The 22,475-nt window shown below is 52.1% G+C and carries 20 protein-coding genes; 13 read left to right on the top strand and 7 right to left on the bottom strand.

Going from position 1 to position 22,475, the window contains the following annotated elements:
* Positions 1–4: 4 nt before the first annotated feature.
* Positions 5–721, bottom strand: coding sequence for a DUF1439 domain-containing protein (locus tag DXV75_RS13135; RefSeq protein WP_115593874.1), 717 nt, complete (start codon positions 719–721; stop codon positions 5–7).
* A 176-nt stretch (positions 722–897) separates the two neighbouring features.
* On the opposite strand from DXV75_RS13135, the gene DXV75_RS13130 reads away from it, so the two are divergent.
* The gene (locus DXV75_RS13130) at positions 898–2,535 is read left to right on the top strand and encodes a GMC family oxidoreductase (protein ID WP_115593873.1); all 1,638 of its coding nucleotides are present in this window, start codon (positions 898–900) and stop codon (positions 2,533–2,535) included.
* On the opposite strand, the gene DXV75_RS13125 is transcribed toward DXV75_RS13130, so the two are convergent.
* A complete protein-coding gene (locus DXV75_RS13125) occupies positions 2,532–3,143 on the bottom strand; it encodes a TetR/AcrR family transcriptional regulator (protein ID WP_115593872.1) in 612 nt (203 codons plus the stop codon). The genes DXV75_RS13130 and DXV75_RS13125 overlap by 4 nt on opposite strands.
* Positions 3,144–3,319: 176 nt before the next feature.
* Here DXV75_RS13125 and DXV75_RS13120 point away from each other — a divergent pair, with 176 nt between their 5' ends.
* Positions 3,320–5,359 (top strand): NADPH-dependent 2,4-dienoyl-CoA reductase, encoded by a 2,040-nt coding sequence (locus DXV75_RS13120; protein WP_115593871.1) that lies wholly within the window; start codon positions 3,320–3,322, stop codon positions 5,357–5,359.
* Positions 5,360–5,363: 4 nt separating this feature from the next.
* Here DXV75_RS13120 and DXV75_RS13115 read toward each other — a convergent pair whose 3' ends face one another.
* The 4 genes from DXV75_RS13115 to DXV75_RS13100 all read right to left on the bottom strand — a co-directional run bounded on the left by DXV75_RS13115 (position 5,364) and on the right by DXV75_RS13100 (position 8,882).
* Positions 5,364–6,449, bottom strand: coding sequence for an alkene reductase (locus tag DXV75_RS13115; protein ID WP_115593870.1), 1,086 nt, complete (start codon positions 6,447–6,449; stop codon positions 5,364–5,366).
* Positions 6,450–6,605: 156 nt separating this feature from the next.
* Positions 6,606–7,733, bottom strand: a complete 1,128-nt coding sequence (locus DXV75_RS13110) for a retropepsin-like aspartic protease family protein (protein WP_115593869.1) — start codon at positions 7,731–7,733, stop codon at positions 6,606–6,608.
* A complete protein-coding gene (locus DXV75_RS13105; protein WP_115593868.1) occupies positions 7,733–8,182 on the bottom strand; it encodes an acyl-CoA thioesterase in 450 nt (149 codons plus the stop codon). Before DXV75_RS13105 ends, DXV75_RS13110 begins: the two co-directional genes overlap by 1 nt.
* Positions 8,175–8,882, bottom strand: coding sequence for a DUF8198 family protein (locus DXV75_RS13100; RefSeq protein WP_245953219.1), 708 nt, complete (start codon positions 8,880–8,882; stop codon positions 8,175–8,177). The genes DXV75_RS13105 and DXV75_RS13100 overlap by 8 nt, the downstream gene beginning before the upstream one ends.
* Positions 8,883–9,106: 224 nt before the next feature.
* On the opposite strand from DXV75_RS13100, the gene DXV75_RS13095 reads away from it, so the two are divergent.
* The 6 genes from DXV75_RS13095 (at position 9,107) to DXV75_RS13070 (ending at position 13,527) form a co-directional block, all read left to right on the top strand.
* Entirely contained in the window at positions 9,107–9,679 is a 573-nt protein-coding gene (locus DXV75_RS13095) for an elongation factor P hydroxylase (protein ID WP_281268920.1), read from the top strand.
* The gene (locus DXV75_RS13090; protein ID WP_115593866.1) at positions 9,676–10,809 is read left to right on the top strand and encodes an ATP-NAD kinase family protein; all 1,134 of its coding nucleotides are present in this window, start codon (positions 9,676–9,678) and stop codon (positions 10,807–10,809) included. Before DXV75_RS13095 ends, DXV75_RS13090 begins: the two co-directional genes overlap by 4 nt.
* A gap of 10 nt (positions 10,810–10,819) precedes the next feature.
* Positions 10,820–11,116, top strand: a complete 297-nt coding sequence (locus DXV75_RS13085; RefSeq protein WP_115593865.1) for a YfcL family protein — start codon at positions 10,820–10,822, stop codon at positions 11,114–11,116.
* Between the two features lie 237 nt (positions 11,117–11,353).
* Complete coding sequence (locus tag DXV75_RS13080) at positions 11,354–12,034, top strand: FlgO family outer membrane protein (RefSeq protein WP_245953218.1); 681 nt, start codon at positions 11,354–11,356, stop codon at positions 12,032–12,034.
* 6 nt (positions 12,035–12,040) lie between these two features.
* Positions 12,041–12,793: a FlgO family outer membrane protein gene (locus DXV75_RS13075; RefSeq protein ID WP_245953216.1), complete on the top strand. Its 753-nt coding sequence runs from the start codon at positions 12,041–12,043 to the stop codon at positions 12,791–12,793.
* Between the two features lie 5 nt (positions 12,794–12,798).
* Entirely contained in the window at positions 12,799–13,527 is a 729-nt protein-coding gene (locus DXV75_RS13070) for a FlgO family outer membrane protein (protein ID WP_115593864.1), read from the top strand.
* Here the strand turns inward: DXV75_RS13070 and mnmC are convergent.
* Positions 13,508–15,526, bottom strand: a complete 2,019-nt coding sequence (mnmC, locus tag DXV75_RS13065) for a bifunctional tRNA (5-methylaminomethyl-2-thiouridine)(34)-methyltransferase MnmC2/FAD-dependent 5-carboxymethylaminomethyl-2-thiouridine(34) oxidoreductase MnmC1 (protein ID WP_115593863.1) — start codon at positions 15,524–15,526, stop codon at positions 13,508–13,510. The genes DXV75_RS13070 and mnmC overlap by 20 nt on opposite strands.
* Before the next feature lie 168 nt (positions 15,527–15,694).
* Here mnmC and fabB point away from each other — a divergent pair, with 168 nt between their 5' ends.
* The 5 genes from fabB to DXV75_RS13040 all read left to right on the top strand — a co-directional run bounded on the left by fabB (position 15,695) and on the right by DXV75_RS13040 (position 22,031).
* On the top strand, positions 15,695–16,909 hold the full coding sequence (fabB, locus tag DXV75_RS13060; protein WP_115593862.1) for a beta-ketoacyl-ACP synthase I: 1,215 nt from the start codon (positions 15,695–15,697) through the stop codon (positions 16,907–16,909).
* 183 nt (positions 16,910–17,092) lie between these two features.
* Positions 17,093–17,713 carry an OB-fold-containig protein gene (locus DXV75_RS13055; RefSeq protein ID WP_115593861.1) on the top strand — a complete coding sequence of 207 codons (621 nt, stop codon included), beginning with the start codon at positions 17,093–17,095 and terminating at the stop codon, positions 17,711–17,713.
* 17 nt (positions 17,714–17,730) lie between these two features.
* Entirely contained in the window at positions 17,731–19,476 is a 1,746-nt protein-coding gene (locus tag DXV75_RS13050) for a flotillin family protein (protein WP_115593860.1), read from the top strand.
* Positions 19,477–19,802: 326 nt separating this feature from the next.
* Positions 19,803–20,951, top strand: coding sequence for a 4-phosphoerythronate dehydrogenase (locus DXV75_RS13045; protein WP_115593944.1), 1,149 nt, complete (start codon positions 19,803–19,805; stop codon positions 20,949–20,951).
* Positions 20,952–21,014: 63 nt separating this feature from the next.
* Positions 21,015–22,031 carry an aspartate-semialdehyde dehydrogenase gene (locus tag DXV75_RS13040; RefSeq protein WP_115593859.1) on the top strand — a complete coding sequence of 339 codons (1,017 nt, stop codon included), beginning with the start codon at positions 21,015–21,017 and terminating at the stop codon, positions 22,029–22,031.
* Positions 22,032–22,475 lie beyond the last annotated feature (444 nt).

The following is a 22,475-nucleotide window of genomic DNA, read 5'->3' as shown; positions in this document are numbered from 1 at the left end:
AGTTTCAAAACCAAAAGCGTAATTCGCCTTCATCCACTGACACCAATTTGCCGTAGCAACGAAACAGTTGCTCGCGCCAGTGATTTTCCTGCAGAGTATAACTGGGCTGCAGTTTGTCCAGCTGCTGTTCCAGAGCCTGCTGAATTTGTGGCTGATGATAATCCAGCACCCGTTGCATGCTGCCGGATAAATAGAGGCTTAAATAGTTTAGGGTTTTCTCGGAAGTGCCTGCAGAGATGACGTTCAGGGCATTTTCAAATGGAAAGCGTAAAAGGTTACCCAGCCCTTTTGGCAGCATGCTGCTTATCAGTCCCCGGGTATCCTTCAGAAGCGCATATTCATCATTGATAAGCTGGATGGCGCTGATGGTTGGAGCGGTAACGTTAACTGCGCATTTCGCTGTGTCATAGTCCGGTTTTACGGTAATGCCAATAACGAGGTGCGCCCGGTACAGCGGAGTGCCCATCCAGGAAATTTTAAGTGCCGCCAGAGACTGAAGTTGGACCTGATTGGAGTTTTGGGGAAGGGTGATTTCACCCCGCAACAGAGTCAGTTCGGCGCTCCCCACAGGAATTTTGACGGGAAGAGAACGGGGAAACGCAGGCTCAATCATCTGTGATAGTTCTGATGCGCTGAACTTATCGTACTTGAGTTTTCCCATTTTTATCAGGCTGACGCCAACCAGAAATTTGAGGCGATCGCGCCAAGGCAATAGCCTCATGGGCCAGTCTCCCTGTTCAGATTCATTGATGCCCTAACATGCTGGCAGTAGTGTGAATGTAACCTAAATGGCGGGGAAACTCTAATGCCTGAAGCAGTGACTTTATGCTATCGGAATTTGATTAAACTTTGATAAACTGGTACGAGCAGTAACCTCAACCACAAGTTACCTATTATATGCAAACAGCCCAGGAAAAATTCGATTACCTCATCGTAGGGGGCGGCTCGGCCGGTGCCGTGCTGGCAGCGCGGTTATCTGAAAACCCCACGGTTTCGGTTTGCCTGATAGAAGCCGGGGCACCGGATAACAACCCTTTGATTCATATTCCTTTTGGCTTGTCTCTTTTGGGCAGGTTCCGCAGCCTGGGATGGGGATATTACACAGCACCTCAGGCTCAGCTATATGATCGGGAGTTGTTTTGGCCCAGAGGCAAAACGCTGGGTGGCAGCAGCTCTGTGAATGCCATGTGTTACATTCGGGGGCAAAATCAGGATTACGATCGCTGGGCGAACGAAGGTGCCAGGGGCTGGGATTTTGAACAGGTTTTGCCCTATTTCAAGCGTTCAGAAAACTATTACCGCGGTGCGGATGAGTACCATGGGGTTGGAGGCCCTCTGAATGTTGATAAACTGCGCCATACCTGCCCGTTAACCGACGCTTTTGTGGAAGCTGCGCAATCGGTGAATTTGCCAATACTCGATGATTTTAACCGTGAAGAACGCGAAGGCCTGGGGTACTACGATGTTACCCAGATCAATGGCCAGCGGTGTTCGACTGCCAAAGGGTATCTTAAACCGGCCACCGGGCGTAATAATCTGACCGTGCTTACTCAGGTGATGGCCGAGCGGGTGTTGTTCAGGGAACGCCGGGCGGTAGGGGTCCAGGTTCGGTTTAAAGGCAAAGTCAGGCGCCTGTATGCCCGTCATGAAGTAATACTGAGTGGTGGGGCTATCAACTCGCCTCAATTGTTGATGTTGTCGGGAATTGGGCCAAAAGAAGCGCTTCAGGAGCACGGGATTCTGGCTCTGGTGGATTTACCTGGAGTTGGACAAAACCTTCAGGACCATCTGGATGCGATTGTTCAGTTTAATTCCCAGGCTCATGAAGGGTATGCTGTTGCCTTGTCAGCACTGCCTCAATACATCAAGGCCAGCTTTGACTATCTGTTTGGCCGCAAAGGTATTTTTTCTTCAAACATTGCAGAAGGGGGCGGATTTGTGCGCTCCAGTCTGGCTGAAAACGGCCCGGACATTCAATTTCACTTTCTGCCGGCCAAACTCCGGGAGCATGGCCGCCGGTCGGTGTTCGGCTACGGATTTGGGCTGCACGTTTGCTGTTTGTATCCCAAAAGTCGGGGTTCGATTACCCTGCAAAGCAACCACCCCGCCGATCACCCTTTAATTGATCCGAATTATCTCGCTGAAGAGGACGATTGCAAGGTTATGATTGAGGGCGTTCGCCTGGCGCGCCAGATTTTAAATTCTCCCTCCTTTGCGCCTTTCCGGGGCAAGGAAAGGCTGCCCGGAGCCCAGGCTGAAACGGATGAACAAATACTGGATTTTATCCGGGCACGCAGTGAAACCATTTATCACCCAATCGGTACCTGTAAAATGGGGGCGGATAATGATCCTATGGCGGTGGTGGACAACCAGCTTCGGGTCCGCGGTGTATCGGGGCTACGGGTAGTGGATGCCTCAGTAATGCCTTCGTTGTTAGGAGGGAATACCAATGCACCCACGGCCATGATTGCAGAGCGTGCAGCCGATTTTATCAAGGCAAGTCACGCCGGCGTCAGAGCCCCGATCGACGACTAACAATCAGTTTTGTGCTGGATGAACAGCGCTGCGGCACAGTCGCACATTTCTTCAATATGGCTGCTGTCGGCATAGATGCCGTCAATCAGCAACCGGGCGATGCCATGCAAGGTCCCCCAGGTAACCTGCGCAAGCCGAACCGGGTCCTGCTCTTTGGGCAACAGTTCATGCTGTTGCCACATGCGTGTCATCTCTACCTGGTACTGAAAGCTGGGGTAAGCAACGTTTTTCAGATCCTCGCTGGCGGCTCCCTGCTGCCACAATGTCCGGCCAAACATAAGTTCATACATTTGTGGGTTAGCTGCGGCAAAGCCAATGTAATTCTTGATGAATACTCTAAGGCGTTTTGCTGCAGGCACTTCGTGCTGCTCAAATATCTGTTTTGCTACATCATGCCATTGTGCGAATCCCTGGGCTGCAATGGCGCTTAACAGCGCGTTTTTGTCTTTAAAGTGGTGGTAAGGGGCTGTGCGGGACACACCCAAATCTTCTGCCAGTTTTCTTAAGGATAATCCGTCAATGCCGTGAGTTTCCAGCCTCTGAGTGGCGGCCTGAAGCAGGGTGGCCTGTAAATCGCCGTGATGATAACGCTGAATTGACTCCGTCATGTAACCTCTAACTGATAGTCTGCTGAATTTGTCTGGTAATTATCTTGACACTGTCAACATAGCCTTTTATCTTGACAGTGTCTAGTTTAAAAATTACCGGTGTTTTGCCAATTCCAATGATGACAAAAGGGCGAACACCGGATTGTCAGTCTGACAACCAACAGGATTGATCCAATATGACTTCAGTTACTCAGCCTCACCCTACCTATCCCCATTTATTTCAGCCGCTGGATTTGGGCTTCACCCAGTTAAAAAATCGTGTACTTATGGGCTCCATGCATACCGGGCTGGAGGATATTCCCAAAGGCCATATTGCGATGGCTGAGTTTTACGCTGAGCGGGCCAGAGGGGGCGTGGGCCTGATTGTTACCGGGGGAATCGGCCCAAATGAAGAAGGCTCCACTCACCCGATGACCCGCCGTCTTGATTCAGACAAAGCGGTTGCTAACCACAGACTGGTGACCGATGCGGTGCACGCCGAAGGTGGAAAAATCTGCATGCAGATCCTGCATACCGGCCGTTATGCCTATACCGACAAGCTGGTAGCGCCTTCGGCCATTCAGGCGCCCATCAACCCATACAAACCCAAGGCGCTCAGTGACGAGGAAATTGAAAAGCAAATAGAGGATTTCGTCTTTGCCGCCACCCAGGCACAGAAAGCCGGGTACGATGGGGTTGAGATCATGGGGTCTGAAGGGTATTTCCTCAACCAGTTTATTGTACGCCGCACCAACCAGCGTGATGACAAGTGGGGCGGTGAGTATGAAAACCGAATCCGTCTGCCCATTGAAGTAGTTCGCCGGGTTCGGGAAGCGGTTGGTGAACGGTTTATTATTGTCTATCGTCTGTCCATGCTCGATCTGGTGGAAGGCGGTTCGAGTTATGACGAAGTTGTGATGCTGGGCCAGCAAATTGAACAGGCTGGTGCAACCATCATCAATACCGGGATCGGATGGCACGAAGCCCGCATTCCTACGATAGCAACCAAGGTACCTCGAGCGGCCTTTACCTGGGTAACAGCCAAGTTCCGCGACGCCTTGTCCATACCCGTTGTTACCTCCAACCGCATCAACACACCGGAAGTGGCCGAAGAAGTGCTGGCCAGGGGGGATGCGGACATGGTTTCCATGGCCAGACCGTTTCTGGCTGACGCAGAGTTTGTGCTTAAAGCGGAGCAGCAACGCAGTGATGAGATCAATACCTGCATTGGGTGCAATCAGGCCTGCCTGGATCACGTATTCCAGGGCAAAATATCCAGTTGTCTGGTTAATCCCAGAGCCTGCCATGAACTGGAACTGGTGATAAAGCCGGCGGAGTATCCCAAGCGGTTAGCCGTGGTAGGAGCCGGGCCGGCAGGGCTGGCAGCCGCGGTGACGGCGGCCAGGCGTGGGCATCATGTAACCTTGTATGATGCCGGTTCGGAGATTGGTGGGCAATTCAACATCGCCAAGCAGATCCCCGGTAAGGAAGAATTCTACGAAACCCTGCGTTATTTTGGCCGCCAGATTGAATTGACTGGTGTAACGCTGCATTTGAACACCCGGGTTACTGCCGACGAACTCAACCGTGGCGGGTTTGACGAAGTGATTCTGGCGACCGGGATCCTGCCCAGAACCCCGGATATCAAGGGCATTGATCACCCTAAAGTTCTGACATACTTGCAGGTAATTAAAGATAAATTACCAGTGGGCAATAAGGTGGCCATTATTGGTGCCGGGGGCATTGGATTTGATACTGCAGAATACCTTTCTCATGGCAGCCAGTCACCCAGTCAGGACGTGGCGGCATTTATGAAGGAATGGGGAATTGACATGACCCTGCAACATCGCGCCGGTGTAGAGGGAATGCAGCCAGCTCCTGAGCCTTCACCGCGCACCATCTATCTGTTACAGAGAAAATCGTCCAAAGTGGGTGCCGGGCTTGGAAAAACCACTGGCTGGGCTCATCGTGCCGGCTTGCTGATGAAAGGGGTTAAAATGCTGCCAGGGGTGGAGTATCGTTGTATTGATGATGAAGGGTTGCATATTCAGCTCAATGGCGAAGTAAAGGTGCTCCCCGTGGACAATGTGGTTATTTGTGCCGGCCAGGAGCCTTTGCGTGAACTGGTGGAGGGGCTGGACTTGCCGTACCACCTGATTGGCGGAGCTGATGAGGCGCTGGAACTTGATGCCAAGCGCGCCATCGATCAGGGTACCAGACTGAGCGCCCGCCTCTGAGCGCTCATTTTTCTGTCATGAAGGGGTAGTCAACGTACCCCTTTTTATCGCCGGAATAAAACGTATCGGGATCCGGTGCGGCCAGGTCAGCACCTGTCTGAAACCTGTCCACCAGATCAGGGTTGGAAATAAAGGGTCTGCCAAAGGCAATGGCGTCGGCATACCCTGACTTAATGGCCATCTGCGCGGAGAGGTAATCGTAATCTCCGTTGCCAATGTAAAACCCCTGCCAGGCTTCTCTTAACCGGCTTTGAATATAGAGTTCACGGTTGTTAGCAGCAACGCCGGGAAATCTTTCCACCATATGCAGATAGGCCAGCTGATAACCGTTGAGCATGTCGATGGCATAGCGGAAGGTTTTCAGCGGGTTGCTGTCGTTGATGTCGTTGAAGGTGCTGGTAGGGGAGAGCCGAACGCCCACACAGTCGGCTGGCCATTCGGCGAGCACTGCCTCGGTAACCTGGCGCAAAAGGCGTGTACGGTTTTCCAGGCTGCCACCGAATTCGTCGTCGCGGCGATTTGTGCTGTCACGCAAAAACTGATCCAGCAGATAACCGTTTGCGCTGTGTATTTCAATCCCGTCAAAACCCGCAAGCAGGGCATTTTTGGCTGCGTGAGCGTAATCCTCAACGGTTTTCTGAATGTCTTCAAGGGTCATGGCCCGTGGTTTTGATGCCGCTTGCATCCCACCGTTAAAAAATACTTCCACGTCAGGCTTGATGGCCGAGGGGGCCAGCGGTGCGTCTCCGCCGGGCTGAAAGTGGCTGTGGCTGATACGGCCCACATGCCACAGTTGCAGAACAATTTTTCCGCCCGCATTGTGTACCGCCTGGGTAATATCACGCCACTGTCGCGTTTGTGCGGCAGAGTAAATGCCTGGGGTTCGAATATACCCCTTACCCCGGGGGTTGATTTGAGTGGCTTCGGTAATGATCAACCCTGCAGAAGCCCGCTGCTCATAGTAGCTTGCGGCATAGTCCGCAGGTATGTCGGTGTCGTCATCCGCGCGGCTACGGGTCAGCGGAGCCATAAATATCCGGTTGTGGGTTTCCATACTGCCAACCTGTGCCGGAGAAAACATGTCTGGCATGGTGTTCCTCTTGTGTTGGGGTTGTGGTTCGTCGGTTTGTGTGGATATGCGCCCAGGTCCGGGCTTGGTATCTGCACGATAATCTTTACAGTGTGCTACGCTGCTGGGCGATGAAAAGATTTACCCGAATCTGGATTTTTGTGGGCTGAAAAACGCCTAATGCTCACGCAACACCAGCTGGTCTGAAACCTGATCAATACGAAAATCAAACACTTTGAGTACGTTCATGCCCAGAAGGCCCTCCGCCCGCTGCATTTCACCAACAGGCATGACCAGTACACTCAGGTCAGAAAACTGGTAAGGACCAAGGGTGACTTGTGGTAATTGCACCAGAGGGGCGCGAATTTTCCCGGCCGCAGTATTGACATCGAAAACGCCAATAAAGCGAACCCGTTGGGTGGATTTTATCTGTTCAAATACCTGGCTTGAGATGGCGGTGGTACTGGCTCCGGTATCCAGAAGCATGTTGGTAGGCCTTTCGCCAATCCGGATTTGAGCCAGAAACTGATCCCCCACTCTTATCAGGCTCAGGCGCTGTTCACCCCCCGGTTCCCGGTCAACAGGCTTGTCAGTTGAAATATTTTCCCTGTTAAAGCCGGTTTCCCGGGCACGGAAAGCGCGTTGGCGAATAATTTGAGCCTGGCTGTCGTTTGGTGGCAGGGATGCCAGCACGTCTTCCATCAGGGTCATTTTTTGTTGCTGGCCATAGGCTTCGGCAAGCCCCAATATATAGCCACGGTGTTCAGGCAATAGCTGAAACAACGGCTCCAGCAGCTGCGCCATTAGGTCCCACGCCTGATCTTCTTTAAGTTGCCGTATGGCATTTTCAGATAATTCATTGATTATTGAGTAAATTTTTTGTCGCTCGGCGGGCGGTAAGGGCATCTCCAGGAGTGAGTAGTAATGCATCAGGGCTTCAGAAAGGGGTTGGGTAAGCGCTATCAGCTCAGCTTCCAGTAACAGTAGTTCTGCGTTTTCGGGGTTGGCTTGAAGCAATTCGGTAAGCCGGAATGCAACTTCATCATAATCGCCCTGCTGCAAACTGTGAGTGAGCCTTTCTATGGCGTCATCAAGACTTAAAGGAACGTCGGGGCTAACCGTCTCCATGCCGGATTTTAAATTGGGGGGCAGGTACACCGAATCAGTCGGTTTGGTTTGGTTTGAGGGGGAGATCAGATGGAGCTGTGTGCCCTTTGCATGATTAAATATCCGCCATAACAGCCATCCGTTTACAGCCAGAGACGCCAAAAGCAGAATGCTAAGCAGCGTTATAGCCAGGCGCATTATTGTGCTCCCACGCAGGCCTGGCCATAAATTTCTCGGAATTTTTCCGGCATACGCTTGGGCGCACCTGTGGTCACACTTACGCAGATAAACTGGGTTTTGGCGGCGTACACCGTTTGCTTGCGGCGCGTGCAGACAAACTGGAACTGCCGCGTAAGAGACACGGTGTTATCACAGGCAATGATCCAGGTGCCACATTCAATCACATCCCCCAAGTGGCAGGGCAAAAAATAGTCCAGTTCGTGGCGGCGGATAACCATGCCGCGGTCACATTCGGCATAGTCACTGAAACTCAGCCCCAGATGGTTGGAATGGGCCCAGGCCAATAATTCCTGCTGGCCCAGGTAAGCCACGTTGTTAACGTGCTGATAGTGATCAATGTGCTGCTGGCCAACCTGCCAGGTCTGGATGAATGGATTTTCGTGATACCAGGGAAGTCGTTCAGACATGAGGCAGCGGGTTGTCCTTTTTCAAATCAAGGTTCTCGTCGAACAGTTGTAGCATCAACGCTCGTTCCCGAGCAATAACCGGTTCAATAAAACTGTGTACATCACCGAGACCCTTGAAGGCGTCGAACCCTCGTTCCAGAAACTCGTGCAGAGTTAGTAATCCCGCCATTTTTGCGGGGCGGCGCGCGAGCTTGATGAGCATGCCGATGCCACGAATGTGCACCACATCAGCTAATTGCTGGCCCAAATGCGCAATGATTTCTATCTGATGGCGGCGGTCATCGGGGCGGCCAACCTGACGGTAGGCGAGTGCGTAGCTGTCACGGTCCAGGTTTTGGCCCTGAAGTTTGTCAGCCATCGCCAGGTCAAGCTCAAACGACAGTGCGTTAAGCGCCAGTGCATCATCCAGTGCGCTCATGGCTTTGTTGGGCAGCACACTGGCAAGTTTGGGGATCACGCGAGCCAGGTCGGCATCCCGCTGGCTGAAGTCTTTGGGGCCATACAGTTCATCGACAAAAAACTGCATTGCCAGCTGGTAGCGCTTCTGGCTGGCCAGGTCGGCATGAGTTGCAAGCAGGCGCTGGCACTGCCAGGCCTGCAAAGCATGGACATCATTGAGCAGTTGGCTCTGTTCGGCCTGTTCTCTGAGTTCATTAACCTGATGCAAATGTTCGACGATTGGGTGGGCGGAACCTTTCAACGGCAATCTCCTGAACTGAAACGGTTGGGGCGAACCAGCCGGAATCGACACTTGGTTTTCCATCTGGCTCGCCAACTGGCTCGGTGGCGTTCACCCAGTTTATGACAAGCTTTGTGTCACACCAACCTCTACAGAGGATTTATCCCCCGGAATGGCCGATGGTCGGAGTTTTTGGTAGACTCGCGGCAGTTTTAAATCCCGCGTTTAAGGTGATTGTGAGTTTTCTGAGTACAGACAATGGTGCAACAGATCTGAAGTCCCAGGATGACCCGCAACTGGGTATATTGATTCGGCTGTTTGATCGCCTCTTCAGCGACACATACCATACCCGGCTGGTTCGTGGTGAGGAAGAACCGGTTTATCTGCCGGCAAAAGATGGATTCGGCCACCACCGGATTGTGTTTGCACACGGTTACTTTGCCTCGGCGCTGCATGAAATCGCACACTGGTGCATTGCCGGTGAAGCCCGTCGACAGCTCGAAGACTATGGTTACTGGTATTGCCCCGATGGGCGGGATGCCTGCCAGCAGGCCGAATTTGAAAAAGTTGAAGTAAAACCCCAGGCCATCGAATGGGCTTTTACCCTGGCGGCGGGCCGCTCGTTTCGAGTCAGCACGGATAATCTCAATGGCGCGGAGCCCGATCGGGATGCGTTTACCAATGCAGTACAGCAACAATTGCTGAGCTATTTGGAAAACGGGTTTCCTTCCCGGGCGGCACAATTTATCCAGGCACTGCATCAACAATTCAATACGCCGCCATTGTGTCCAATCTCCCTGCAAGGTCAGGCCGCATGAAGCCGGCGCGGCGTTTCCGGTTAGGTGTGCTGGTAAACCCATTTGCCGGTATCGGTGGTGCACTCGCGCTCAAGGGCAGTGACGGAGCAGAGATCCGGGAGCAGGCACTGGCGTTGGGGGCAAAGCCTCAGGCCAATGCCAGAATGGGTAAAGCCCTGAGCCGGCTCGTTGACGCCGCTGCTGAATTTGAAATATTTACCGTTGCCGCAGATATGGGGCAAAGCATTTGTGAGGCGTTGGGCCTGCCCTGCCAGGTGGTGTATACCCCGGCGAATGTTCAAACTGAAAGCAGCGACACTGAAGCTGCTGTCCGTTGTCTTATCGAAGCGGGGGCCGATCTGATTCTGTTTGCCGGAGGAGATGGTACTGCCCGCAACGTGTGCCATGTGGTTCAGGACCGGGTGCCGGTTCTTGGAGTACCGGCTGGCTGTAAAATCCATTCTGGGGTTTACACTGTAACGCCGTCCGCGGCCGGTGAAGTGGTGCTGAAAATGCTCAGCGGTGAACTGGTTTCAGAATACGAAGCGGAAGTGCGTGATATCGATGAACAGGCCTTTCGTCAGGGGCGGGTTGTTGCACGCCACTATGGTGAGATGCGCGTTCCCCATGATCTGACTTATGTGCAGTCTGTGAAAATGGGGGGGCAGGAAAGTGAAGAACTGGTGCTGGCAGATATCTGCGATCATGTAACCGAACTGATGGATGAAATGCCCGACACGCTGTTTGTGATGGGCTCTGGTTCCACCGTTGCTTCCGTTATGCAGGAGCTTGGGCTGGAAAATACGTTGTTAGGTGTTGATGTGATTCGACAGGGGCAACTCCTGGCTAAAGATGTAACTGCCGAACAGCTGTTACAGATAACCGACGGGCATGACGTCAGGCTGGTCGTAACCGTGATTGGTGGCCAGGGCCACGTGTTTGGTCGCGGAAACCAGCAACTGAGTGCCGCTTTTTTAAAACGCCTTGGCAAAGACCGAATTCTGGTTCTTGCTACCAAGCAAAAGCTACAGCAATTGGGTGGGCGCCCCCTGAGGCTGGATACCGGCGACAGTGAATTGGACAAAGCCATGGCAGGCAGCTTTTCCATTATCACCGGGTACCATGACAAAGTGTTGTACACCGCAGTATAGGAGTATCTAAATGCAGTTTTCCCCTCAGGCTCCCCAAAACTTCATTCAGTCGGTTAGCCATATTGAACAACAGCTCGATGCGGTGGTTGATCACGGAAGTGATGATGAGCTTTTTGTCGCCAGTTATTTACAGGGGCACTTTGCCGTACTTGCCAGGCAGTTGGAAATGCGCGCCGATGCCGACATCACATTGCTCGATGAAGCCATGAAAAACAGCCTTAAACAGGCTTTTGCGCAAAAGGAGCTTGATGCTGAGGATCAGGATAAGGTTGCAGCTTTGTGGCAACGTTTGGTTGCGAGGGCCTGAATCGTTGCCAGGCTGGCAAGGGTTTGCCCTCTGACGGATTTTTCCTACCCTTTTGTGGGCTTACCTAGCGTGGCTGAAACGCTTTTGACGGCATGGGTAATGACCTGAACGTAAAAGATGTATTTGGTGTGAAAATTGCATAGTGCTGGCGAGGCGTCAATGTACCGTCACGGCTGAAATGGTGTGGCGGACATTGTCAAAAAATACGGTTCCCCAGATGTGAAGTAGAATTGGACCATGAGCAAATACACCTATTATTCTCCAGCCCGAAAGTGTTATCGCCGGGGGTTGCGTTTTCGTTATGTGGCCATTGCTATCCTGATAGGCATAATTGCGGCGATGAGTGGCTGTACCACCCACATTGAAGCGCCGGTTCTCACCCAGGCACAAATTGGTGAAGCATCGCAAAATGGCGTACCTGCACTCGGCAATGTTGAATACCACACCCATTTGCTGGCCAACGAATTGTTTATCCAGCTTAAGCCATCAAGGCAGGCGCGCTATGCAGTGGCGGGCTTTGTTCCTGCCGACACCCTGAATATTAACGCTGAGGAACAGCACCCTCTGATGATGCTAAGCCAGCAGCTTGAGCAGGGGTTGATCACTGAGGGCGTGAAACGTGGATTTATCGCTCAAGAGTTCAAGCTTACGAACGATATATTAATAGAACCTGAGTCTGATCGGGTATTGTCTCGTAATATCGAGCACCTTTCAGACGCAGGGCGGGTGGATTTTTACATCACCGGCACAATGGTTTATCAGCAGGAAGGGGCGATTGTAAACGCCCGGGTCATCAACGCTCAGACAAAAGATGTGGTGGCTGCGGCAACGCGGTTTTTTCCGCAACAGCTATTCTGGCGTGAAGAGCAGGTGTCCAGCCGCAATGGAAGACTATACAGAACCGAGCATAAGGGGTAACGGGGAATGAATAAGCAAGTCAGTCTGGTCGCTTTGGGGCTTGCCGTCAGCTCAGTTTTGGGAGCGTGCGCAATGCCGACGGAATTGTCATCAACGGCCCCTGAAGCGGCACCGGTAAGTACTGCATCTGCAATCAATGTGGTCGACATTGTGGCAGTAGAGCGGGACCCTTCTGCGGCAGAACCGGTTGAAGATATGGACAACTTCGGTGCCATTGGGCAGCCGCCACTGTATTCCAGTGAACAGGGGGCGTATCAGGGGCGGCCTCTGACCAAGCACATTGGCGATTACGTCAAGAATATGACCCAGGACCTGGTTGCTAATCTGGAATACGTTAACGTTAAAACCCCTGTTGCAGTGACCAACTTCGCGTTGCTGGATTCAGACTTGCAGGAAACCAATCTGCTGGGCCAGCAAATGGCAGAATCTTTTATCCATGAATTGCACAAATTCCGCATTCCGGTGCTGGATCACAAAGCCACCGATTACATTCGCATTACCGGCCAGGGCGATTTCTTGCTTTCCCGTGACTATCTGGAGCTGGATGCCAGTCTGCCAATTGAATACGTACTGACCGGCACCATGGCCAAACACCAGGGCGGTGTACTGGTCAATGCCCGCATTCTGGGCTTGCAATCACGGGCGGTGGTGGCCAGCGCACAAATGCTGGTGCCTTTCTACGTGGTGGACGCCTTGATCCCCAGTGATGGCAATCATCGCGGCGGAATGCGCGACGGTGTGAAGCTAAGCCAGGGGTAAGTTGAATGAGGCAGATAGCAATTTCGGCCACACGGATCAGCGTCGCATGCGCTCTGGTTCTTGCGCTGACCGGATGTTCGGCTACCCGTGAAAACTTTTCTTACTGGTTCAGTGAAGACGGCCGTGCAGTTAAGGCAGATGAAGCGGTTGAAGCACCCAGGGGAAGTGGCCTGGAGTATCGGCCGGACTCCCGGGATCATGCCTATAAGTATGAAGCACAAGCGCAAAGTGATGACCGCTACCGTGACCCCTTGCAGCAGGGCTTTTCACCTTCCCAGACCCACAAGCGGCTGAACGACTACGCGGCACAACTGGCCATGGACCTGATGGCGAATGCAACCCGCATGTCCACTTCCGATTTGGTTGGCATTGCCAGTTTTGTGCGCCTGAACCGTTCTCTTCAGGAGCCTACGGTGCTGGGTAACCAGATGGCCGAGTATCTGATGGCCGAACTGCAGGACTTTGGTCTTGCCGTGGTGGACTATAAACTTGCGAACGGCATTCAGGTAACCGAATCCGGAGATTTGTCGCTGAGTCGTAAAGGAAGCGAACTGGCAAACCAGGTGGCAATGGACCATATCCTCACCGGCACCCTGATTGAAGACGGCCGTGGAGTCCGGGTTAATGCCCGAATTGTTTCGGTGGAGAACCGCCAACTGGTCGCCAGCGCGAGTGTTTATATTCCGGCTTTTATGGTTACCAGCCTGAACGCGGTCACTCAGGCTGGTCGCTAATCTTATTGCGTAAACAGTCTCTAATAACGAAGCGGCTGGGGCTTACTGCCTGCAGCAGGGTGTCAGTCAGCGGCAGTGGTGAATGGGTCAGCTGACTGGCCAGTATCTCGCCCATGAGAGGCGCCGTGGTTAATCCTCTTGAACCCAGTCCTGTCAGAACACTGACCCGGCTGGCCGGTGGCATCGCCTGTTCTTCCAGCGGCTTGCCCTTTCCCAGCCCGGCGTAAGTTTCCCGTAACTGACTCCAGTCATGCACATGTCCTGTAACAGGTTGATGATCCGGCAACCCCAAGCGAATGGCGGCCCGCGCTTTACCATCGTGCTTCAGTGCAGAAATCCAGTCACATTCACTCATGGCCTGTTGATGGGTATTCAGATTCGCCTCACTTTCGCTGACTCTTACTTCCTGCTGAAGGTCCTTTTTTACGTAAGTGGAACCCAATGCATGGCGTCCATTCCAGGCCGGAGTCAGGTACCCTTTATGACACAGCACGGTAGATAACCTGTCCATCGGAGGCTGGGAGGGGAGGGACTCAACCTGGCCCCGGACGGCGCGAAATGGCAAGCCCTGTAACGCCGGGGACGCTGCAGACTCATGCCCACTGGCGAGCACCAGATGGGCAAACTGTTTTGGTGGCTGACCGTCAAAGTGAACGGCAACGGCTTCGGATGTTGCCTCATAGTGATTGACCCTTGTACCCGTATGTACGGTGATAAGGCCTGTCTGCGTGGCTTTTTTCAATAACGCCTGAACCAGTTGTGGTGGGCTTAGCCACCCACCTTGTTCAATGAACAGGCCAGAGTAGGGCAACGTGATACCCGCCAGTTCCGTGGCTTGCGCAGAATCCACACCCCTCACCAGTTGTGCAGGCCAGACAGCCTGTTGCAGCAAATTACTCTGTCGCTTTGCCACTTCTTCACTGAACGCCAGTTGCAGTACTCCGCAAAATTCGTGTGGTACCGGCTCGCCGCTAACCGCTTCATCGTATAAGCGGCGGGCGTATAAAAAACTGTGTGCCTGAATCTGGCTGGCGTGACTGGCCTGAGCGTGTAACTGAGGGTAAAAGCCACCCTGGGGATTTCCGGAGGCACCCTGAGCCAGCTCGTTACTGGCGCAAAACAGTTCACAACGAATATGTTTTTGCACCAATGCATAGGCAATTGCTGCGCCAGCCAGGCCTCCGCCAATAATCGCAACGCTGTCTTTCGCAGTAATTGCATCAGCCTGATACCGTGAATAGGGCGGATTAATAGGATCTTTGGCTTCGTTTTTCGAATAATGGCCGATCAGCATGTCACGCTTGCGGCCGAAACCTCCAACCTTTTCAATGCAGAACCCGGCTTGCTGCATGCCACGCTTGACGATGCCTGCGGCCGTAAAGGTGGAAAACGTTCCGTTGGGTTTGCTCAGACGGGCCATTTCGCCAAAAAGGGCATCGGTCCACATATCGGGGTTCTTGCTTGGTGCGAATCCATCCAGAAACCAGGCATCTACAAGCCCAGAGGGTGGATTGTGCCATTCAGGCAGCGTATCGTGCACGTCGCCCAACCACAAATCCAGACAGGTATGAAATGCCGGCATATGCAATCTGTGGCAGCCCTGGATGGCCATGGGATAAACGCTGAGCAAAGCGTCAGAGGCCTCTTTCAGCTGCTCAAATGAGCCCAGCGCCCGGGCGATATCCGGTTTGGGTAAAGGGAATTTTTCGGTGGTCAGAATATACAGCTGTTTTAATGTATGGTTCGGATGTTGCATTCGAAACTGCTTGAAGGCCAGCATGGCTACCAGACAATTCAAACCGGTACCGAACCCGGTTTCGGCAATCACAAAACTGGGCTCGGAGTGCTTCGCCCAGCGCTCAGGCAGGTTGTTACCTCTCATGAATACGTGGTAGGTTTCATTTATGCCACTGTCATTAGAGAAATACACATCGTCGAACAGATCGGCGACAGGAGTTCCCTGATCATTGAAGTGGATTTGAGCCTGGGGTGTTTTCACTCGCGAGCCTTGAATTGTTCAGTCTGAGATATTGCGTCAGGATCATACCTGTGAGGCGCATTCAGCGGTAGTGATTTTCCGGTTTAGACCAATGCCATCAGTTAAAGAGCGGACCACTTTGTGATGGAAAATCGTTACCATATGCCGCATCAACGCAAAAGGTGTAATATGAGAAGAGCTGTTATTACCGGCCTGGGTATTGTATCCAGCATCGGTGTCAATAAAGACGACGTTTTGGCGTCGCTGAAATCCGGCCGATCCGGCATCACATTTTCCGAGCAGTTCGCCGAAATGGGGCTGCGAAGCCAGGTGTGGGGTAATGTCGATATAGACCTTAAGGATCACATTGACCGCAAGTCGATGCGTTTTATGGGCGATGCAGCCGGGTACGCATATGTTGCCATGCAACAGGCCATTGAAGATGCAGGCCTGGAGCCGCATGAAATCTCCAACGAACGCACAGGCATAATTGCCGGTTCAGGTGGCGCATCCTCTGAGAATCAGGTGCTTTCTGCAGATATTCTGCGCGAAAAGGGCGTAAAGCGTATGGGGCCTTATATGGTTCCCCGCTGTATGGCTTCCACAGTTTCAGCCTGTCTGGCTACGCCGTTTCAAATCAAAGGCTTCAATTATTCAATCGCTTCTGCCTGTGCCACCAGTGCTCACTGTATCGGTAACGCACTTGAGCTGATTCAGCTAGGTAAGCAGGACCGGGTGTTCGCCGGTGGTGGTGAAGAATTGCACTGGGCATTGTCCAGTCAGTTCGACGCAATGGGCGCTTTGTCTACCAAGTACAACGATAACCCAGCTGTGGCTTCACGTACTTACGATGCAGACCGTGACGGTTTCGTCAGTTCCGGTGGTGGTGGCATGGTTGTGGTAGAAGAGCTGGAAACTGCGCTGGCGCGGGGCGCGAAAATTTACGGTGAAATCGTCGGTTACGGAGCTACTTCTGACGGTTTCGACATGGTTGCACCTTCAGGCGAAGGGGCCATTCGCTGTATGAAGATGGCGCTGCAAGGTGTGAAGGGGCCTGTGGATTACCTCAACACTCACGGTACTTCAACGCCGGTGGGTGACGTTAAGGAACTGAACGCCATTCGCGAAGTATTCGGCAATTCGCAGGTGCCCATTAGTGCTACTAAGTCACTGACCGGACACGCGCTGGGTGCGGCCGGGGTTAACGAAGCCATTTACAGCCTGCTGATGATGGAAAACAACTTCATTGCGCCTTCCATAAACATCGATACCCTGGATGATGCAGCGCAAGGTCTGGACATTGTTACCCAGACCCGTGAAGCAAAACTGAATACCATCATGTCCAACAGCTTTGGTTTTGGCGGCACCAACGCGACCTTGGTTATTCAGCGCTATCAGGGCTGAATGAAAAACCGGTTTGACTAAATCGGCGCCTCAGGGCGCCTTTTTTGTGTCTCGCTGCCACCCCTGAGCTTAGGTTCAGTTCTGTAACAGCGGAATAATGCTGTGTTATCAATTCGCTATTTCCGTGATATAACGTTTTTTACCAAAGAAAAAATCGGTTTTTAGCCAGGGAAGAAGGTGTCGATGTCTTTTTTGTTTTCAGATGCCAATATGTTTTACAGTGCGGCGTTGGTGTTTGTTGTACTGTTATTTATGGTCGAGGTTCTTGGCCTGCTATTTGGCCTTAGCCTTGTGGGGTTGCTGGACGATATTGTGTCTGTGGATGCAAAAGCAGACCTTTCCGCAACAGGCCCGAGCGAGCTACTAAGCTGGCTATGCCTGGACAGATTACCACTGCTTGTCTGGCTGATTTTATGGCTGACCTGCTTTGGCGCAACCGGGTTTTTCATTACTTCTTTCCTGTTGGCAGGGCTGCCATTTGGTGTTCCTGCTGCTCTGCATATTGTTGTCTCGATGATTTTCGCGACTTTTCTCACTGCCAAATTTGGTGGTGGTCTCGCAAAGCTTATCCCCAAGCAGCAATCCACGGCCATTGATACAGAATCTCTGGTTGGTTCTGCGGCTGTCATTACGCTGGGAACCGCTTGTGCTGGTTCTCCGGCGGAAGCAAAAGTGACCGATGCGTTTCAGCAACTTCATTATGTGATGGTGGAGCCCATGGAAAACGATAATTTCGTGAAGGGTGACACCGTTATTCTGGTTCAAAAAGGACCTCGTGGCTGGCTGGCCACGCGTTATCAGTAGTAAATTAAGGACTATATATGCAACCCATTGATTCTAATAACTTGATTACCATCGCGCTGATTGCAGGGATTGGCTTTATAGCGATGCTTACCATTGGTTTGATTTTTGCCAAGCTGTATAAGCGGGCCACCAAGGAGACCGCCTTTGTGCGGACCGGACTGGGCGGCGAGAAAGTGATTAAAGACGGCGGCGCGATAGTGCTGCCTGTGGTTCACGAAACCATTCCGGTCAATATGAATACGTTGCGCATTGAAGTTGAAAAGACTCAAAAAGATGCGCTTATTACTAAAGACCGCATGAGGGTTGATGTTAAAGCCGACTTCTATTTGCGGGTAGCACCAAACGCGGCAGGCATTTCCATGGCGGCACAGACGTTAGGTACCCGAACCACCCGGGCAGAAGAAGTTAAAAAGCTGATGGAATCGAAGTTTGTGGACGTACTGCGTGCAGTGGCTGCCGAAATGACCATGACAGAGATGCACGAACAGCGGGCCGACTTTGTGCAAAAAGTTCAGCAGAGTGTTGCCAATGATCTGGAGAAAAACGGTCTTGAACTGGAATCGGTGAGTTTGACTGGCTTTGACCAGACAGATCTGGAGTTTTTTAATGAAAACAACGCATTCGATGCCGAAGGTCGTGCCCGCTTAGCCAAGATTATTGAAGAGAAGCGTAAGGAAACCAACGACATTCAGCAAGAAAACCGCATTAAAATTGAGCAGCGTAATCTGGAGGCGGAAAAGCAGGCGCTGGACATAAAGCGCGACGAAGAGGAAGCCCGTCTGATGCAGGAGCAGGTGCTACAGTTCAAACGTCAGGAGCAAAAGGCTGAAATTGCCAAACAGCGGGAACTCAAAGAGCGTGAAGAGCGTGAAGCTGCGATTGCCAAGGAGAGGGCTATTGAATCCGCTGAGATTGAGAAATCACGTGAAATTGAAACGCAGGACATCGCCCGTCGTCAGGCGTTGGAGCAAGCTCGTATTCGACAGCAGCAGGAAGTGGAAGTTGCAGAGCAAATCAAGCAGATAGCAGTTGCGGCAAAATCTGAAGAAGAGTCGGCGGCCCGCGCAAAAGCGGCAGAAGCGGAAAAAGCCAAGGTTGAAAAGGAAGAAGCGGTTATTACTGCCCGCCAGGTTGCAGAAGCAAATCGCCGCATGCAGATCGAAGTGATAGATGCTACCAAGGAGGCTGAACGTGAGGCAGTTTCTATCAAAGTGGAAGCCGAAGCCAAGAAGGAAGCGGCCGAGAACACAGCTGACGCCATACTGACCGAGGCTCGGGCTTCGGCCGATGCGAAAAAACTGCAGGCTGAGGCAGATGAAAAAGTATTTGCCGTGGAAGCGGAAGGTAAACGTGCAATGTACGAGGCTGAAAACAGTCTTAAGGTCGAACAAATAGAACTTCAGAAAGCGCTGGCCATTCTCAAAGTACTGCCTCAAATAGTCGCCAATGCCGTGAAACCGCTGGAAAATATTGAAGGGATAAAAATATTGCAGGGCTATGGCAGCCTTGGAGCGGGCGGAGAAACTGTGGTGACAGGGCAGGGTGGAATTGCTGAGCAGGTTACCAGTGCAGCACTCAACTATCGGGCAAACGCCCCCGTTGTCGACGCGATGTTAAGAGAACTGGGCATGGTTGATAATGAAAAAGGGACGTTGGATGACCTTATCAGAGGGCATTCACAGATCACAACCAGCAGTTTTAGTGGCGCCCGCAATGCCAGCGTGAATGGTGCGCAAAAGCCTGACGAAACTCAGGCAGACTGATAGTACGCGCAGGGTGTTGATAAAGTCCCGCTTTTCGAGTGAAACACTCTGCAGACTGGAGACAAACGTAGCGAGCGAAGAAAGTGCAAGGAAAAAGTCGCCGAAAAACCGCAGTTTACATAGGGTAAATGAGGATTTTGAGAAGACTTTTGACGCTGCAATTTCAAGCGCAGTAGTTTGTCATCAGTCTGGGCTGACTGATGGTCAGCGTTTAACTACCCTCATAAATGCGGGCCTCGATGCCCGCATTGCGTAACAGCAATCGTTTTAATCTGTCTGAAGTTATTCTACACTGCCCCACTTTGAAAAAGCGTGCGCAGATATCCATGAAGTTATTGTTTGAAGACAGCATCCCGTTTGGACAGGTGTATTTTGCCGAATTGGGCGATGCACAGGCTTATAACTGGCAAACACTTCAGCCACAGGACCTCAAGGACGTAGATGTACTTGCGGTGCGCTCTACCACCCGAGTGAACAGTGAGTTACTGGCTCAGGCAAATGCGTTGCAATGTGTTTTCACCGCAACCGCGGGTACCAACCACATCGACAAAACCCTTCTTCAGAGCAAAAACATTGGCTGGGATTCTGCCGCCGGCTGCAATGCAGTATCGGTTGCAGAGTATGTGCTCAGTGCATTATTGCGCGCAGATGGCGACGGAAAAATCAGCCTTGCTGCATGCAAGGTTGGAATTGTTGGCGCCGGCCACGTTGGCACTGCGCTCTGCAGGTTACTGGATGCCCTTGAGATCCCCTATTTACTTTGTGACCCTCCGCTGCAGGCGGCGGGTGATGTGCGCCCAATGGTAGGAATGGAGGAGATCCTGAAATGCGATGTTATCAGTCTTCACGTGCCATTCACCCGGCTGGGTGAATACCCGACAGCTGCAATGATAGGTGCGCATGAGTTGGCGGCGCTAAATCGGAATCAGATGCTGATAAATGCCTGCCGGGGCGAGGTCATTGATGAGCGGGCCTTGCTTGAGCGTATGGCCCGACCTGACGCTCCAACGTTGGTACTGGACGTATTTGACAATGAGCCTGAGATTGATACGGCTGCACTTCAGGCCGCGTGGCTGGCTACACCGCATATTGCCGGGCATTCAATAGAAGGCAAGATTCGTGGCACCCAAATAGTATACGAAAAAATCTGCCACCGGTTTGGTATTGCGCCAACACGGGAACTGGCCAGTGTTCTGCCTGACGATCATCACGTTGATTTTGAACCAGGATCACCCGGCGCTACCCGGCTGGAATGGGCGAAACTCCGGGAACTGTTCTTTTTGGTATATGATATCCAACACGATGATAGGCATTTTCGTCAAGCCATGGCAAAATCCAATCAATTTTCGGCGTTAAGAAAAGAGTATCGAATTCGCCGGGAATGTTCGGCTTTTCGGTTAAGTGTACCTGGATACACTTCCGAGGCAATTCGTGCCCAGTTGTGTGGGTTGGGTTTTCACCTGACTGCCAAGTAAGGGCACCAGTAATTAACGGGTGTGAAACTGGATTCACACAATAAATTAGGAGCTTCACCTAAAATGTCACAAGCCTTTGATGTTGCCGTACTCGGCGCCACGGGTCTGGTCGGCCAGACAATGATCGAAATTCTGGAACAGCGTAAATTTCCGGTTAAGACCCTGTTCCCGCTGGCCAGTAAACGTTCTGCCGGCGGCACCGTGACTTTCAAGGGCGAAGAGGTAGAAGTCCTTGATGCAGAAACCTTTGACTGGTCCCGAGTTCAGTTCGGTTTCTTTTCTGCCGGCGGCAGCATCTCCGAAATTTACGCGCCCAAAGCGGCTGATGCCGGTTGTATCGTTATTGATAACACCTCACATTTCCGTTACGAGCCTGATATCCCTCTGGTGGTGCCGGAAGTTAATGCTCATGCGCTGGCCGATTTCAGAAACCGTAATATTATCGCCAACCCAAACTGCTCGACTATTCAAATGCTGGTGGCGCTGAAGCCCATTCAGGATGCTGTAGGTATCGAGCGCATTAATGTCAGCACCTATCAATCGGTATCCGGTGCCGGAAAATCAGCAATGGAAGAACTGGCCAAGCAAACTGCTGACCTGTTGAATGCGCGGGAAGTCAGCTCGGAAGCCTTTAGCCGCCAGATTGCTTTCAATGCCATTCCGCAGATTGATGTATTCCTTGATAATGATTACACCAAGGAAGAGATGAAAATGTCGTGGGAAACCCAAAAAATCATGGGAGACGACAGCATCCTGGTTAATGCGACTGCCGTTCGGGTGCCGGTATTTTACGGTCACGGTGAAGCCGTGCACCTGGAAACCCGTCAACCGATCGACGCAGAAGAAGTCAAGCGCCTGCTGGCCGATGCCCCCGGAGTAAAACTGTACGATGCGCGGGAAGATTTCCCAACCCAGGTGAGCAGCGCCAGTGGCAACGACTGGGTACATGTAGGGCGTGTACGTAACGATATTACTCACCCTAATGGTATCAACCTGTGGATTGTGTCGGACAATATTCGTAAAGGTGCCGCCACCAATAGTGTACAGATCGCTGAAACCATCATTCGCGATTTCTTCTGATAATTCCTCCCGGCCAGTAAGCGCATTCTCAACTTTTGAACTTGCTGGCCGATATCCTTCCTAAATAAGCATAAATTGCATCACTGTTAACTACTTACGAATCTAGATCGGTTCGGACAAGTGGTTTATAGTGCAGACAGAAACACTTTCGGTTTGTTAAACTGGAGTAGTTATTGCATCTCACGCAGGTTAGGCAAAAAGAAGCACCTGTGTGCATAAATTGATTCCGGTGTACCCGATTAATTCGGGCAATGCCTGACACGCAGCAGCGCTAGCTGTGTGTATGCAGTGCTGGTTTGTTACACCAGCCTAACAAAAGGCGGTTGAGCCGCTAAAATAATTATAATCGGCAAAGGTATGCGGACTCGTCCGTTCTTCCACGGTATACCTTGTTGCCAGTGATTTATTGCCAGGGTTTATTCGGCGAATAAACGCTTGAGGGCT

Origin of the sequence: Alteromonas aestuariivivens (assembly GCF_003367475.1) — a bacterium.
In the GTDB taxonomy this organism is placed as follows: domain Bacteria; phylum Pseudomonadota; class Gammaproteobacteria; order Enterobacterales; family Alteromonadaceae; genus Alteromonas; species Alteromonas aestuariivivens.
The sequence above is the reverse complement of the archived record's forward strand: the minus strand, read 5'-3'. Positions and strand labels throughout refer to the sequence as shown.